General features: G+C 63.3%; 14 protein-coding genes. 8 read left to right on the forward strand and 6 right to left on the reverse strand.

Annotation, left to right across the window (positions count from 1 at the left end):
- Positions 1-76: 76 nt before the first annotated feature.
- Positions 77-2,413 (forward strand): cytochrome P450/oxidoreductase, encoded by a 2,337-nt coding sequence (locus P3T18_RS13595; RefSeq protein ID WP_429300440.1) that lies wholly within the window; start codon positions 77-79, stop codon positions 2,411-2,413.
- Between the two features lie 49 nt (positions 2,414-2,462).
- Here the strand turns inward: P3T18_RS13595 and P3T18_RS13600 are convergent, their stop codons facing one another.
- Positions 2,463-3,569 carry an MBL fold metallo-hydrolase gene (locus tag P3T18_RS13600; protein ID WP_429300441.1) on the reverse strand — a complete coding sequence of 369 codons (1,107 nt, stop codon included), beginning with the start codon at positions 3,567-3,569 and terminating at the stop codon, positions 2,463-2,465.
- Positions 3,570-3,651: 82 nt separating this feature from the next.
- Here P3T18_RS13600 and P3T18_RS13605 point away from each other — a divergent pair, with 82 nt between their 5' ends.
- The 4 genes from P3T18_RS13605 (at position 3,652) to P3T18_RS13620 (ending at position 5,784) form a co-directional block, all read left to right on the forward strand.
- Positions 3,652-4,266: a TetR/AcrR family transcriptional regulator gene (locus P3T18_RS13605; protein WP_429300442.1), complete on the forward strand. Its 615-nt coding sequence runs from the start codon at positions 3,652-3,654 to the stop codon at positions 4,264-4,266.
- A gap of 83 nt (positions 4,267-4,349) precedes the next feature.
- Positions 4,350-5,129 (forward strand): glucose 1-dehydrogenase, encoded by a 780-nt coding sequence (locus P3T18_RS13610; protein WP_429301093.1) that lies wholly within the window; start codon positions 4,350-4,352, stop codon positions 5,127-5,129.
- A gap of 152 nt (positions 5,130-5,281) precedes the next feature.
- Positions 5,282-5,488, forward strand: a complete 207-nt coding sequence (locus tag P3T18_RS13615) for a hypothetical protein (RefSeq protein ID WP_429300443.1) — start codon at positions 5,282-5,284, stop codon at positions 5,486-5,488.
- Positions 5,489-5,523: 35 nt separating this feature from the next.
- Positions 5,524-5,784: a hypothetical protein gene (locus tag P3T18_RS13620; RefSeq protein ID WP_429300444.1), complete on the forward strand. Its 261-nt coding sequence runs from the start codon at positions 5,524-5,526 to the stop codon at positions 5,782-5,784.
- A gap of 20 nt (positions 5,785-5,804) precedes the next feature.
- On the opposite strand, the gene P3T18_RS13625 is transcribed toward P3T18_RS13620, so the two are convergent.
- Positions 5,805-6,134 (reverse strand): H-NS histone family protein, encoded by a 330-nt coding sequence (locus P3T18_RS13625; protein ID WP_429300445.1) that lies wholly within the window; start codon positions 6,132-6,134, stop codon positions 5,805-5,807.
- 145 nt (positions 6,135-6,279) lie between these two features.
- Here P3T18_RS13625 and P3T18_RS13630 point away from each other — a divergent pair, with 145 nt between their 5' ends.
- Positions 6,280-6,906 (forward strand): TetR/AcrR family transcriptional regulator, encoded by a 627-nt coding sequence (locus P3T18_RS13630; protein WP_429300446.1) that lies wholly within the window; start codon positions 6,280-6,282, stop codon positions 6,904-6,906.
- Between the two features lie 46 nt (positions 6,907-6,952).
- On the opposite strand, the gene P3T18_RS13635 is transcribed toward P3T18_RS13630, so the two are convergent.
- A complete protein-coding gene (locus P3T18_RS13635) occupies positions 6,953-8,113 on the reverse strand; it encodes a porin (protein ID WP_429301094.1) in 1,161 nt (386 codons plus the stop codon).
- Positions 8,114-8,487: 374 nt separating this feature from the next.
- Between P3T18_RS13635 and P3T18_RS13640 the strand changes: the two genes are divergently transcribed.
- Positions 8,488-9,462 (forward strand): response regulator, encoded by a 975-nt coding sequence (locus P3T18_RS13640; protein WP_429300447.1) that lies wholly within the window; start codon positions 8,488-8,490, stop codon positions 9,460-9,462.
- 85 nt (positions 9,463-9,547) lie between these two features.
- On the opposite strand, the gene P3T18_RS13645 is transcribed toward P3T18_RS13640, so the two are convergent.
- The 3 genes from P3T18_RS13645 to P3T18_RS13655 all read right to left on the reverse strand — a co-directional run bounded on the left by P3T18_RS13645 (position 9,548) and on the right by P3T18_RS13655 (position 13,908).
- Entirely contained in the window at positions 9,548-10,333 is a 786-nt protein-coding gene (locus P3T18_RS13645; protein WP_429300448.1) for a substrate-binding domain-containing protein, read from the reverse strand.
- A 163-nt stretch (positions 10,334-10,496) separates the two neighbouring features.
- Positions 10,497-11,948: an NAD-dependent succinate-semialdehyde dehydrogenase gene (locus P3T18_RS13650; protein WP_429300449.1), complete on the reverse strand. Its 1,452-nt coding sequence runs from the start codon at positions 11,946-11,948 to the stop codon at positions 10,497-10,499.
- A 676-nt stretch (positions 11,949-12,624) separates the two neighbouring features.
- Positions 12,625-13,908, reverse strand: coding sequence for a 4-aminobutyrate--2-oxoglutarate transaminase (locus P3T18_RS13655; RefSeq protein ID WP_429300450.1), 1,284 nt, complete (start codon positions 13,906-13,908; stop codon positions 12,625-12,627).
- Positions 13,909-14,044: 136 nt separating this feature from the next.
- Here P3T18_RS13655 and P3T18_RS13660 point away from each other — a divergent pair, with 136 nt between their 5' ends.
- Complete coding sequence (locus P3T18_RS13660; RefSeq protein WP_429300451.1) at positions 14,045-15,613, forward strand: PLP-dependent aminotransferase family protein; 1,569 nt, start codon at positions 14,045-14,047, stop codon at positions 15,611-15,613.
- Positions 15,614-15,617: the final 4 nt, after the last annotated feature.

Raw genomic sequence — 15,617 nt, forward strand, 5'->3', positions numbered from 1 at the left:
GAGGTAAACCCTGAGCGGCAATTTACGCATTGCGTACTATAGTTACGCAAATGCAAATGATCTGCAGGAGACGTCAATGAGCGACACGCATTCCGCCGTCCCGAGCGCGGCTTGTCCTTTTGCGCGCGAGGCGGCGCCCGCGGCGCCGGGCGGCTGTCCCGTCAGCCATCGCGCCGCGGAATTCGACCCGTTCGGCGACGGCTACCAGCAGGACCCGCCCGAATACGTGCGCTGGGCGCGCGAGCAGGAGCCGGTGTTCTACAGTCCCAGGCTCGGCTACTGGGTCGTGACTCGCTACGACGACATCAAGGCGATCTTTCGCGACAACCTCACGTTCAGCCCGTCCATCGCGCTCGAAAAAATCACGCCGACCGGACCGGAAGCGAACGAAGTACTCGCGTCTTACGGCTTCGCGCTGAACCGCACGCTCGTGAACGAGGACGAGCCGGCGCACATGCCGCGCCGTCGTGCGTTGATGGACCCGTTCACGCCGGAGGAACTGCTGCATCACGAGCCGATGGTGCGGGCGCTGGCGCGCGAATACGTGGACCGTTTCATCGACGACGGCCGCGCGGATCTCGTGGATCAGATGCTGTGGGAAGTGCCGCTGACCGTTGCCCTGCATTTTCTCGGCGTGCCGGAAGAAGACATGGACACGTTGCGCGAGTATTCGATCGCGCACACCGTCAATACGTGGGGACGTCCCAAGCCGGAAGAGCAGGTCGCGGTGGCGCATGCGGTCGGCAAGTTCTGGACCTTCGCCGGCAAGGTGCTCGACAAGATGCGCCAGGAGCCGGACCGTCCGGGCTGGATGCAATACGGCATTCGCAAGCAGAAGGAATTGCCCGACGTCGTGACGGATTCCTATCTGCATTCGATGATGATGGCGGGCATCGTCGCGGCGCACGAAACCACGGCGAACGCGACGGCCAACGCCATGAAACTGCTGCTCGAACATCCGCAGGCGTGGCGCGACATTTGCGAAGACCCGAGCCTGATTCCGAACGCGGTGGAAGAGTGCCTGCGGCACAACGGTTCAGTCGCGGCATGGCGACGCCTCGCCACGCGCGACGTGGTGATCGGCGGCATCGACATTCCGGCGGGATCGAAGCTGCTGATCGTGACGTCGTCGGCGAATCACGACGAACATCAATTCGCCGACGCCGATCTGTTCGACATTCGCCGTGAAAATGCCAGCGATCAACTCACCTTCGGCTACGGTTCGCATCAGTGCATGGGCAAGAATCTCGCGCGCATGGAGATGCAGATTTTCCTCGAAGAGTTCACGCGACGCCTGCCGCATATGAAGCTCGCCGAACAGCGTTTCACGTATGTTCCCAACACATCGTTTCGTGGTCCGGAACATCTGCTGGTGGAGTGGGACCCGTCGCTCAATCCGGAACGCGCCGATGCCACGGTGCTCGAACGGCGCGCGGCCGTGCGTATCGGCGAACCGTCGGCGCATGCCATCAGCCGGCCGGTGGTGGTGACATCAGTGTCGCGCGACGCACACGACATCGTGCGCGTGCGGCTCGCGTGGCCGGACGGCCGACCTTTGCCGCGCTGGACCGCGGGCTCGCATATCGACGTGGAATGCGGGGCAACGGGCATTTCGCGTCAATACTCGCTGTGCGGCGATCCGGAAGATACGGCTGCGTTCGAGATCGCCGTGCTCAAGGAAAGCGAAAGCCGGGGCGGTTCTGCATGGATGCACGAGAACGTCCAGCCTGGTACGCACCTGAAGATTCGCGGACCGCGCAATCATTTTCGCCTCGACGAAACCGCGCGCAAACTGATTCTGATTGCCGGCGGCATCGGCATCACGCCGATCAGCGCGATGGCGCGCCGCGCTCGCGCGCTCGGCATCGACTACGAAGTCCATTTGAGCGGCCGCACGCGGGCGGCGATGGCGCTGCTGGCGGAAACGATCGCGCTGCACGGCGAGCGCGTGCGCGTCTATGTGTCGGAAGAAGGCGTGCGCAACGATTTCAGCGCGCTGAACGTGGAAGAGGGCGTGCAGGTCTATGCGTGCGGTCCGGTTCGCATGCTCGACGCGTTGCAGGCGGCCAGCGCTGCGTGGCCCGACGACGCGCTGAAAGTCGAGCATTTCGAATCGACGCTCGGCGCGCTCGACCCGGCCAATGAACATGCCTTCGAAGTCGAGCTGAAGGACTCGGGACTGGTCGTCGAAGTCGGCGCCGGTCAGACGCTGCTGGCGGCGCTACGCAAGGCGAACGTGGACGTGCAGAGCGATTGCGAAGAAGGCTTGTGCGGGTCGTGTGAAGTGCGCGTGCTGGCCGGCGAGGTCGATCATCGCGACGTGGTGCTCACCAAAGGCGAGCGGCAGTCGAATACGCGCATGATGACGTGCTGTTCGCGCGCGGCCGGCAAGCGGCTCGTACTGGAACTGTGAAGCTCGCGCGTGGGGTGCATGAGTTCCATGCACCCCTCGCGCCGTCGCATCAGATATAGCCCTGTTTGCGGGGCTCTTCGACACGAATATCCGTTTTCTCCGCCACTTCGCGCCACCATTTGTCGCCGCGATGCGGCGCGCCGAGGTCGAGCCGTTCGCCCATGCGCGGTGTCGAGAGCGGAATGCCGCGCGCGAGCGCGAGTCCGCTGACGCGTTCATAAGGCTCCTGCCAGCGGTGCATGGCGAGGTCGAACGTGCCGTTGTGAACCGGCACGAGCCAGCGGCCGCGCAGATCGACGTGCGCCTGCACGGTTTCATCGGGTTGCATGTGCACGTACGGCCACATTTCGTTGTAAGCGCCGGTTTCCATCAGCGTTACGTCGAACGGACCGAGCCGCTCGCCGATGGTCCGGAAGCCGTCGAAGTAGCCGGTGTCGCCGCTGAAGAACACGCGCAGATCGCCGTCGACGATCACCCACGAGGCCCACAAGGTGCTATTGCCGTCGAACAGACTGCGGCCCGAGAAGTGCTGCGCCGGCGTGGCGGTGAAGGCGAGGCCGCCGATCTCCACGCTCTGCCACCAGTCGAACTGCCTGACCTTCGCCGCGTCCACGCCCCATTCGATCAGACGGTCGCCCACACCGAGCGGCGTGAGAAACACGCCCGTGGTGGAGGCGAGCGCCAGCACGGTGTCGCGGTCGAGGTGATCGTAGTGGTCGTGCGACAGGATCACGCCACGCAGCGGCGGCAAGTCTTCCAGCGCGATGGGCGGCGCATGGAAGCGCTTGGGACCGAGCCGCTTGAACGGCGACGCGCGTTCGGCGAAAACCGGATCGGTCAGCCAGAACTCGCCGCGCAATTTGAGCAGCATGGTGGAGTGACCGAGACGGTAGAGGCTGCGATCGGGCGCAGCCAGAAGCTGCTCGCGCGACAAGGTTTCGACGGGCAGACGGCCGGTCGGCGCTGTGCCGGCCGGCTTTTTGAACAGCATCGTCCACGCAATGCTCAAGGTTTTGCCGAATCCCTCGACGGGCCGCGGCTTGACGTTGCGAAAGCGCTCGCCGTCATGCTGGGCCGACGTTTCGAACGATTCGCGCCCGCGCCGTGCCGCGCTAAAACCCAGCGCGCGGCGAATAGAAGCAGTGAACGTTGCCATGTAGCCGTCTCGATCCAGAAAGTAGACTACCCAGTGTAGTTTATTTTCGAGAAAAGTAAACTAGGCGGTGTAAAATTTAAGCATGAGCGAACCATCGAACTCTTTACGACTCACCGACCGCAAGCGCGCGGCGGTGATTGCGGCCGCCATCGAGGAATTTCTCGCGGCCGGTTTCGACGCGACCAGCATGGACCGCATCGCGGCTCGCGCCGGCGTCTCGAAGCGCACGGTCTATAACCACTTTCCGAGCAAGGAAGTGCTGTTCGCCGCCATCCTCCGGCAGCTATGGGATTCGAGCGATACGGGTGAGGCGCCCGCCTATTCGTCCGCGCAACCGTTGCGCGCGCAGTTGCTGCAGCTTCTGTCGAAAAAACTCGGCCTTCTGAATAACGACGCGTTCTTATCACTCGCGCGGGTTGCGATCGCGGCGGGCATCCACTCGCCGGAGCGCGCGCGCGACATGGTGGCGCGCATGGGCGAGCGCGAAGAAGACCTGACCGTGTGGATTCGTGCAGCCGTCGCCGACGGTCGCCTCAAGGCGGAGGACCCGCTGTTCGCCTCGCTGCAGTTGCAGGGGCTCGTCAAGTCCTTCGCGTTCTGGCCGCAGGTGACGATGGGGCAGCCGCCGCTGAGCGTCGAGGAGCAGCGTCAGGTGGCCGAGTCGGCGGCCGATATGTTTCTCGCGCGCTATGCTTGAGTGCGCCACAGTCCAGGCGTGATCGAGGCGTGATGGACGTGTTCGTGGTCGCAGCAAAACGAAACGGATTGAAGCCGGGAGCGATCGAGTTGAATAGCAATCTGAATCTGTTTGATCTGTCGGGACGCCGGGCGCTGGTGACCGGCTCGAGCACGGGCATCGGCTACGCGCTCGCCCGCGGGCTCGCCGCCGCAGGCGCGGAAGTCGTGCTGAACGGCCGCAACGAAGAGAGGCTCGCCGAAGCGGTCGGCCGCTTGCGCGCGGAAGGCGCGAAGGTGCACGCGGCGGGTTTCGACGTGACGTCGGCCGATGACGTGGATGCCGCGATCGGCGCCATCGAGCGCGACATCGGCGCGCTCGACATTCTCGTGAACAACGCGGGCATGCAACGCCGCGCACCGCTCGAGCAGTTCTCGCACGCCCAGTGGCAGGAGTTGATGAAGACCAATGTCGACAGCGTGTTTCTCGTCGGACAGTCGGTGGCGCGGCACATGATCGGGCGCGGTCGCGGCAAGATCATCAACATCTGTTCGGTGCAGAGCGAACTGGGCCGCCCGAATATCGCCGCGTACACGGCCAGCAAGGGCGCGGTCAAAATGCTCACGAAGGGCATGGCGATCGACTGGGGACAACACGGCATTCAGGTCAACGGGCTCGGGCCGGGCTACTTCAAAACCGAACTGACCGAAGCGCTCGTCAATGACGAAACCTTCAATAACTGGCTGATCGGGCGCACGCCGTCGCGGCGCTGGGGCGAGGTGGACGATCTCGTCGGCGCGGCGGTGTTCCTGGCCAGCAACGCGTCGAACTTCGTCAACGGCCATATTCTCTATGTAGACGGCGGCGTGACGGCCACGCTCTGAAGGCTCGATCCAGCGCTTCATGACGACTGTGTGATGTGGCAAAACCGCTCGTCGGCCTGGACGCATGTGCGCTGACCTGGTAGCATCCGGACTGCGATGCCGCGACTTTGCCGTGGCCCTGCAACTGGCTGAATTTCTACAGAAAAAGCGGTATGGAAAAGAATCGAACGCGGCGTTGCCGGGAAGCACTATGTCCGCCAATCGGTGCGCTGCTCCGATACCAGGCGCGCATCGTTCGCGTGGTGGCCGAAGCGCGCGGACAACGCGCCATGATCGAGTCGCGCGACACCTCGGGCCGGACCTTCGTCAGCACGGTCAAATGGGACAGTCTGCGCGAACTCGGCGCCCAGCTTTTCTGAACGCGCTGCCGTCGGAATGGAAATGGAGCGGTCTTATGCGTAAGCGGAAGTCGGCACGGCAAAACGCCATCGAGATCAATCTGCCGGAACTGTTCGACCAGCTCGAACTGGCGCTGGCCGCAGAGCCCGCGCGTAACTCGGTATGCAAGGCGCTGTCGGATCTGAACCGGCGGCTCGGGTCGTCCGGGCTGAAAGCGGCTGCGCGCCCGAAGGCCCGAGCGAGGCCGCAAGGTACGCAGGCGCCGCGCCGGCGCGTGCCGCAAGCCGTGGTCGAATCGCTGCCGCTGTTCGTCTGAGTCCGCGGTTTCCCGTTGCGCTAACGGGATTTGCCGACCAGCTTGACCCGTTTCCCAGCCGGCTTGTCGACCTGAAATTCGTCGTAACTCCGATTCCTGATCCACGATGGCGCACGGCCCCGGCCGCTCCAGGTCGCGCCGGTTTCCGGGTCCTGATACTTCATCTGGATGGGTCGCGTGTTGTACGTGCCGCGTCGGTTCACGCGCAACTGGTTGGGTACGAGGTTGAAGAAATTCATGACCTGACGGATGTGCTCGATCGCCGCTTCCTGCTCCTGCTGCCATGCGGCCGAAATCTGTTCGTCGAGTTTCGCGAGTTGCTGCTTCAGCATCGTGATCCTGCTGCTCATGTCCTCTTCCGTCTGTTCGTGGTGTGCCGGGTCGTGACCGAACGCGCCGTGATGCGCCCGGTGTTTTGACATATCAACTGAGATATGAAATGCAATCGTAATCATATCAATTGATATCCAAATATCAACTGATATTCTCTCGCCCATGAAGAAGACGACTCCGCCCCCGCGACTCAGCCGCGAAGAAAGCCGTTCGCAGACGCGCGCCAGCCTGCTGGCGGCGGCAAAACAGTTGTTCGTCGAACGCGGCTTCGGCGCGACCTCGTTGCGGGACATCGCCACCGCGGCCGGCTACACGCAAGGCGCGTTCTATTCGAATTTCGCCGACAAGGAAGCGTTGTTCCTCGAACTCATGCAGGAACGGGCGAAGATGGAAGTGGGCGAGATCGCCGAGGTATTCCGCGATCCGGCCACGTCGGCGGAAGACGTGCTTGCCGCGCTGGAGGGGTGGGCCCGCACGCTCGACACCGATCCCGAATGGTCGGTGCTCGGTATCGAATTCGAACTTCTGGCAAGCCGCAACGCGGAATTTGCCGAGGCGTCGCAGGCCTTGTGGAACGCGCATCGCGATGGCCTCGCGATCTGCATCGCCCAGCTTTTTGCGCGCTTCGGACGCGTGCCGCCCGAAGCGCCCACGACGCTCGCCGCATCTTTCATGGCGCTGGCGCACGGCCTCGCCATGCAGCGCACGGTGGTGGAAAACGTGCCCGTCGGGCACATGACGATGGTGTTTTTGCGCGGCCTGCTGGCCTCGGCGGACAAAGCGCGCTGAGGCCGGCAGGCCGGGAGCGTGCCGCGTTCGAACGCGGCGCGGCGCCTTAGAACGCGTGACGCATGCCCACCGTGACGGCCACCTGGGTGTTGGTGGCGGACGGCGACAAGGTGTTGATCATGGCGTGCGAGAGGACCGAGTCGGCCGGCGCGCCGTGCACGTTCTGATAGACGCCTTCGAGGTAGAAGTCGGTACGCTTGCTGATCGAATAATCGGCTTGCAGCATGCCGGTGTTCCAGCCCGGCGACGACCCGTTGTAGGCGCCATGCGTGTACGTGTAGGCACCCGAAAGCGTGACGGCCGGCGTCAGCGCGTACTTGGCGTTCACCTCGTAGTTGTCCAGACGCAGCGAGCCGCCCAGCGAACCGGCGGACGTATCGGCCGCGCCGAGATAGGTGCCGGTGCCGAACGAGAACACGCCCGCCGGGTTGTCGATCTGGCTGTGGCTCCAGACGAGGCCGACCGTGGCCGGCCCGAACGTGTAGTTGCCGCCGAGCGACCAGATGCGCTGGCGCTGCGCGATGAAGTTCGCGCTGGCGTCGCCCGAGGTCACGGCGCCGCTGCCCGCGCCCGCGTTGTTCAGTTGCAGGTAGCCGGCCGCGAGGTTGATCGGACCTTGCGCATAAGCCAGACCGAAGCCATACGAGCGGTTGTTCGCGAAGTTGCCCGCCTGGTTGCTGAACGAATACATCGATTCGAACGTCACGCCCATGTACGTCGGGCTCGCGTACTTGACCGAGTTGTTGATGACGACCGAGTTCGCCGCGAGGTTGTCGTTTTCGAACGGATGCGCCGCGAGGCTGCCGCCCCACGTGTTGAATTCGGCCGTGAGCGGTCCGACGAGGTCGTTCATCGCGTCGAACTGGCGGCCGAAGGTCAGGGTGCCGTACGCGTCGCTTTGCAGGCCGACCCATGCCTGGGAGCCGAAGCCGTCGCCGGAGAATGCCTGGGCGCCGTTATTGAGCACGAAGCCCTGTTCAAGCTTGAAAATGGCGTGCAAACCGGCGCCGAGGTCTTCGGAACCCTTCAGGCCGAATACCGTGTTCTGGGTCGAACTGCTCACCACTTGCCAGTTGCTGTGGCCGAATTGATTATTGGTGTAGACGAAGCCGGTGTCGATCAGGCCGTAAAGTGTCACGCTGCTTTGCGCGTGCGCCGGAATGGCAAACGCGCCGGCAAGCGCCATTGCAAAGAGGGATTTTTTCATCATGAGAGGCTCCGTAATCAGGCGATGATCGCAAGTGTTGAATGATTGGCGCTGTGCGGCGAGCGCGACTGTCCACTGCCGGCTTCGGGCCAGCTGGAACGCGGCAGGGCGGACAGGGATCAAACGGTGCGGCGCAATGGGAACACGCCAATCATAGGGGTTGAAAATAAATCGGGTGTTGCGAAAAAAACGCGGCGTGCGTCTGATTGGGGGCGATAAACCGTGAGCGGGGTGGGTATCGATGAACTCGTGTTGTTGTTATCTAATTCGCATAAGCAACGGAAAGCATGTGCAAATTACACAGTTGATCCAAGACCCCGGTACTATATGGTTCTACGGGAATCAGGCAGCGCCGTCACGAACCACGTGAAAACATGAACAATTTTATCCGACCCCCAGTTTTATATCCGGCCTCTGTTGTTTTTGTCGACGACAACGACAGCTATCTGGACGCCTTGCGCCGGTTCTTTCCAGATGTTTCCACGAATCTGTTCTTCACCCGGCCGCAAACGGCATTGGCTTTCATCCGCAAGCACGCGCGCGAAAACTCGCTGGAATTCGCGCCCGCGTCGGCCTGTCTGAGCGAAACGGGTATCGAGCGCTTCGTCGAAACCTCGGCCGAACGCGACATTCTGGCCCGCGACCTGCGCTTCGAGGAAGTGGCGGCCGTCGTGGTGGATTACGACATGCCGGGCATGAGCGGCGTGGAATTTCTCTCGTCGCTCTCCAATTTGCGTTGCTCGAAAGTGCTGCTGACGGGCGTGGCGGACGAAACGGTCGCGGTCAAGGCGTTCAACGCCGGCATCGTCGATCTGTACCTGCGCAAAACCGACGGCGATTCGGCCAACCGTCTGCTGCACTTCCTGAACGACGCCAAACGCCGACATTGCGGAGAAGCGGGCTGGCTCGGTCTCGGCGAAAACGGCATGACGTACTGCGATCCGCGCACGCGTCGTGTGATCGACGAAGTGGTGGCGGCGCAGGGTATCGTCGAGTACTACTGGCGTCCCGAACAGAACGCGATTCTCATGTTCGACCGCGCCGGCGACCCGAGCGTGTTCGTCGCCTGGGCCGAGAGCGACTGGATCTCGCAGGGCGAGATCGTCGCCGACGAAAGCGGTCCGACCGATCTGCTCAAGCGCATGTCGGTGCGCGAAACCATGCCGCTCTTCTGGCCGGAAATGGCCTATCGGCCCGGCACCAGCTTCAAGGAAATGACGCCGCGTCAGATTCCCGGCTGGGACGATGCGTTCTACGGCTGGGCTCGCATCGAGCCGTCCGCGGTGGGCCTGAGCCCGCTGACGTTCGCGCAATGGCGCAGCGACCGCAGCCAGCGCGCGCCTGGCTAACCCCCGACTAACCCCCGGTTAACTCCGCTTCTCCGGCGCCGAAGTCCGCCCGGCCTTTCGGCTGGGCGCGCAACTTTCACGTGTTTCAGTGCGGGATCGAATCGAGTCCGGTCGATTGCACTTCCGGCTGAACGGCGGGCGAGGCCAGATAATCGAGCAGCGCCTTCGCTTCTTTCGGATGCTGGGCGCCAACGGGAATACCCGCCGCGTAGCGCGTGACCGATTGCACCGACTCGGGAATCTTGCCGACGAAGGTCGCGCCCGGCACCGGCAGCAGCTCGCTCACCTGCTGGAATCCGACTTCATAATCGCCCTTTGCCACGACCGAGGCGACCGGAATGCGCGGAATCATCTTTGCCTTCGTTTTCACCTCGTCTTCGATACCCAGCTTCCTGAACATCTCGCGTTCGATGTAGACGCCGCTCGCGCTGTCCGAGTAAGCAATCGATCTGGCGTGCAGCAAGGTCTGCTTGAGCGCCGCTTCGGTGCCGATGTCCGGCTTCGGCGCGCCATCGCGCACCACCATGCCGATGCGCGAGTCCGCCAGTTCGACCCGTGAACCCGCCACGACCTTGCCCTGCTTGATGAGATCGTCGAGCGCATAGCCGACCATGATGACCACGTCGGCGGGTTCGCCACGCGCGAGACGATTCGGAATGGCTTGCGGCGCCTGACCCATCGACGGCCCGAGTTGCGTGTCGAGCGTATTGCCGGTCGCCGCCGTGAATTTCGGCCCCAGCACCTGATAGGCGGCCGTAAAGCCGCCCGAACTCATGACATGCAACTCGGCCGCACTCGCGGCAACCGCCGTGGTGGCGAGTAGCGCACAGGTGCAAAGTTTGAAGAGCAGGGTTTTATTCAATGAAGACATGGGCTCGTGTGAGTTCGCGGCAATGAAGGTGGGTGCCGCCCCGAAAGAGCGCGGCACCGTCGAACCATAACCTTAAACATCACGGCCCGTGCAGGCAATCGTGCCGAACCCCGTTGCTATCGGCGCAGGCGTTCAGGCGCGGTAGATGCCGAAAGCCGTCGCCTCAGATGCCGACGCACAGGTATTTGATTACAACGTAATCGTCGATACCGTAGTGCGAACCTTCGCGGCCGAGTCCCGACTGCTTCACGCCGCCGAACGGTGCAACCTCATTCGAAATGAGTCCGGTATTGATGCCGACCATGCCGTATTCGAGCGCTTCGGCAACACGCCATACACGGCCGATATCGCGGCTGTAGAAATACGATGCCAGGCCGAACTCGGTGTCGTTGGCGAGGCGAATGACTTCCTCGTCCGACGAGAAGCGGAACAGCGGCGCGAGCGGCCCGAACGTTTCGTCGCGCGCCACCTTCATGTCCGGCGTGACGTCCGCGAGCACGGTCGGTTCGAAGAAGCCGTGACCGAGCGCATGACGCTTGCCGCCCGTGACGATGCGTGCGCCTTTGGCGAGCGCGTCTTCGATATGCGACTCGACCTTGAGCACGGCCGCCTCGTTGATCAACGGACCCTGCGTGATGCCGCTTTCCGTGCCGCGTCCTACCTTGAGCTGTTCGACGGCCACGCGCAGTTTGTCGGCAAACGCGTCGTAGACTTTATCGTGCACGTAGAAGCGGTTCGTGCACACGCAGGTCTGACCGCTGTTGCGATACTTCGACGCGATCGCGCCCGCGACGGCCGCGTCGAGGTCGGCGTCGTCGAACACGATGAACGGCGCATTGCCGCCGAGTTCCAGCGAGACTTTCTTGACCGTCGGCGCGCATTGCGCCATCAGCAGACGTCCCACCGGCGTCGAGCCGGTGAACGAGAGCTTGCGCACGATCGGATTGCCGGTCATTTCCGCGCCGATGGCTTTCGGGTCGCCGGTCAGCACGCTGAATACGCCGCGCGGCACGCCTGCGCGTTCCGCGAGTACCGCGAGCGCCAGCGCCGAGAGCGGCGTGGCCTCAGCCGGTTTGACGATGATCGGGCAACCGGCCGCGAGCGCCGGACCGACCTTGCGCGTAATCATGGCCGCCGGGAAATTCCACGGCGTGATGGCGGCGCAGACACCGACCGGTTCTTTCGTCACGACGATGCGTTTGTCGCTGGCGGGCGTGGGGATCGTATCGCCGTACACGCGCTTGCCTTCTTCCGCGAACCATTCCAGGAACGACGCCGCGTACTGGATTTCGCCCTTGGCTTCGGCGAGCGGCTTGCCTTGCTCGGCCGTGAGGATCTGCGCGAGATCGTCGGCATGTTCGAGCATCAGGTCATGCCATTTACGCAGGATTGCCGAGCGTTGTTTGGCGGTGGTGGCGCGCCATGCCGGCCAGGCCGCATTGGCCTGATCGATGGCACGACGGGTTTCCGTGGTGCCCATGAGCGGCACCGTGGCGATGACTTCGCCGGTGGCGGGGTTTTTGACTTCGAATGTGGCGTTGTTGTCGGCGGGTTGCCATTCGCCGGCTACGTAGGCGGTTGATTTCAGCAGGAAAGGGGAGGTGAGATTGATCATTGGTTGGCTCTGTTTTTTTCGTGCAATGGTGTTTCTTTTAGATGCCTGCGGCGGTGTGCTTTTTTGCCTGTGGGCGGTGGTCTTTTCTTTGCGTTAGTGGTTTATTAGTGTTGCCCCTGTGCGGGGCGGCACTTACTTTCTTTGCCGCGGCAAAGAAAGGTAAGCAAAGAAAGCCGCTCAAACCGCTAACCCTAAGCGGGCACCTCTCATAACGAGTGGGAGTGGAGACCGATAGGGCCGGCCGTGGATCGTCACCCGCAGTGGTACAGCAGTCATCCGTTCCGGCGACGCTACGCGCGCCGGAGCGGTACTTCATTCAAACAGTCACTTCGTTTTTTCTCTGCGGGGGCCATCGGCTTCGCCTCGGCGAGATGCTCCAACCGCTGGTTTCCCACGCATACCGCTCGGCGCGCGAAGCGCCGCCGGAACTGATGACGGCCTTGTCACTCACGCGGAGTGTGCGACGCGCCGGACGCTCCGGGGCCACTGCGGTAGAGAAGTGCCGCTGATAACGAATAGCATTGGCGGTTCAAAGCGGCTTTCTTTGCTTAGCTTTCTTTGCCGCGGCAAAGAAAGTAAGTGCCGCCCCGCACAGGGGCAACGCTAATAAACCAACAACGCAAAGAAAGCACGCCACGCAGAGGCAAACAACCAGCCGTCAGCCAGACAAAAAAAATCAAACAACAACCCCTACTACTTCCTTCAAAACCTCTTCAAGAATCCCCAGTGCTTCATCAAACACCGCTTCCTGAATCGTCAACGGAAACAAAAACCGCACTACGTTCGAATAAACACCGCACACCAGCAGCAGCAACCCACGCTCCAACGCGCGAGCCTGCACCCGCTTGGTGAACTCGGCGTCGGCGTCGGATGTTCCCGGCTTGCAGAACTCGACTGCCACCATGCCGCCGGGGCCGCGCACATCCGCGATCTGCGGGACTTCGCTTTGCAAGGCGATGAGCTTTGCCTTGATGCGGTCGCCGAGCAGCGTGGCGCGCTCGCACAGTTGCTCTTCGTCGATGATGTCGAGCACGGCATGCGCGGACGCCACCGCCAGCGGATTGCCGGCGTACGTGCCGCCAAGACCGCCCGGTGCGGCGGCGTCCATGATCTCGGCGCGGCCGATGACGCCCGACAGCGGCATGCCGCCGGCGAGGCTCTTGGCAACCGTCATCAGGTCGGGCACGACGTCGTAGTGATGCATCGCGAACAGCTTGCCCGTGCGTGCAAAACCGGTCTGCACTTCGTCGGCGATCAGCAGAATGCCGTGCTCGTTGCACAGCTTGCGCAAGGCGCGCACGAACTCGACCGGCGCGGCGTAGAAGCCGCCTTCACCCTGGACCGGTTCGAAAATGATCGCAGCGACACGCTTCGGATCGATGTCGGCCTTGAACAGAAACTCGATCGCCTTCAGCGAATCGGCGGTGGTCACGCCGTGCAGCGGATTCGGGAACGGTGCGTGGAATACGTCCGCCGGGAACGGGCCGAAGCCGACCTTGTAGGGCGCGACCTTGCCGGTCAGCGCCATGCCCATCATCGTGCGGCCATGGAAGCCGCCGGTGAAGGCGATCACGCCGGGGCGGCCGGTCGCGGCGCGGGCAATCTTGATGGCGTTTTCGACGGCTTCGGCGCCGGTCGTGAAAAACGCGGTTTTCTTCGGATGATCGCCGGGCGCGCGGTCGTTGAGCTTCTCGGCCAGTTCGACATACGACGCGTACGGCACGATCTGATACGCGGTGTGCGTGAAGTGATCGAGCTGATCGCGGATCGCCGCGACGATTTTCGGGTGACGGTGACCCGTATTGCACACGGCGATGCCGGCCGCGAAGTCGATGAAACGGCGGCCTTCGACGTCCCACAACTCGGCGTTCTCGGCGCGCTCTGCGTAGAAATCGCACATCACGCCGACGCCGCGCGGGGTGGCGGCGTCCTTGCGGCTCTTCAGGTCTGCGTTCTTCATGGTCATCTCCTTTGCTCCTCGGTTTATCTGGGCCGCTTTCGGGCAAGCCGCGCAGGCAGCGCGGCACATGCAGCGACTATAATGAGATTTGGCTCTTAATTTCAGAGCCATTTTTATAAAAATGTAGGAGCCATTCATGCGCACGAGCGTGTTGTCGGACTGGCTGGCGCAGCGCCTCGACCGGGGCAACGGCCAGCCGATCTATCGTCAGCTGCACCGGCTGTTGCAGCAGGCGATCCTGACGCGAGAGTTGCCGGCGGGCGCCAAGGTGCCGTCGTCGCGTCTGCTGGCGCAGGAACTGGGCGTCGGCCGCAATACGGTGACGCAGGTCTACGAGCAGCTGGCGCTGGAGGGCTACGTCAGTTCGGCGACCGGCCGTGGCACCTTCGTCGCCGACAGTGCCCCGGACGAGATCGTCGGCGCGCCGGACGGGCAAACGCAGACGCAAACACACGTAGACGCACACGCAAACGCACAAGCGCACACGCAAACACCGGCGGCCCACCACGAGCCGCAGCCTGCGCAAGCGAAACGCGCGCTATCGACGCGCGGCGCGCGGCTGATCGCGGGAGCCGGGGTCTCGAAACGGCAATGGGGCGCGTTCATGCCCGGCGTGCCGGACGTCACCCGGTTTCCGTCGCGCGTGTGGAGCCGTTTGCACAACAAGTACTGGCGTCGTCTGCGTCCCGATCTGCTGACGTACGCGCCCGGCGGCGGCCTCGCCTCGCTGCGGCACGCGCTGGCCGACTATCTGCGCACGTCGCGCTCGGTGCGCTGCACGCCCGAGCAGATCATCATCACCACGGGGATTCACCAGTCCGTCGATCTGGCCGTGCGGTTGTTGTCCGATCCGGGCGATCTGATCTGGACCGAAGACCCCTGCTATTGGGGCGTGCGCAGCGTGCTGCATGTGTCCGGTCTGCAATCGCGGCCGATTCCCGTCGACGAGGAGGGCATCAATCCGGGCGCGGACGATCTCGCCCAGCCGCCGAAGCTGATGCTCGTCACGCCCTCGCATCAGTACCCGCTGGGCATGGTGATGAGTCTGGCGCGGCGCCGCATGCTGCTGGAGTACGCGCGGCAGCATCAATGCTGGATCATCGAGGACGACTACGACAGCGAATACCGCTACGGAAGCCGTCCGCTGGCGTCGCTGCAAGGTCTCGACACGTCGGGTCAGGTGATTTACGTGGGCAGCTTCGGCAAGACGCTGTTTCCCGGTTTGCGGATCGGCTATCTGGTCGTGCCGGAAGCGCTGGCGGAAAGTTTCGCGACCGCGAGCGCGGAGTTGTATCGGGAAGGGCAATTGCTGCAGCAGGCGATGCTGGCGGAGTTCATCGCGGAAGGGCATTTCACGTCGCACATCCGCAAGATGCGCACGCTTTACGGGCAGCGCCGACAGACCTTGCTGGACGCAGCCGCGCGACGCTATGGCGACGAATTTCAGGCGGTGGGGGGCGACGCCGGCCTGCATCTGGTGATGCAGTTGCCGCAGGGCCGCGACGACCGCGCCGTGGCGAACGCGGCGCTGGAGCGCAACATCGTCGTGCGGCCGCTGTCGGGGTATTACGCGCAGCCGTCGCTGGCGCCGTCGGGCTTGCTGATCGGCTACGCATGCGTGCCGGACGAAGAAATCGCGCCGGCTTTCAACACGCTCGCCGATGCCATCGACGCAACCCGCGTGATCACCGGCGAGTTTGCCTAAGGAC

This window comes from Paraburkholderia sp. GAS199 (assembly GCF_050436585.1).
Lineage (GTDB): Bacteria > Pseudomonadota > Gammaproteobacteria > Burkholderiales > Burkholderiaceae > Paraburkholderia.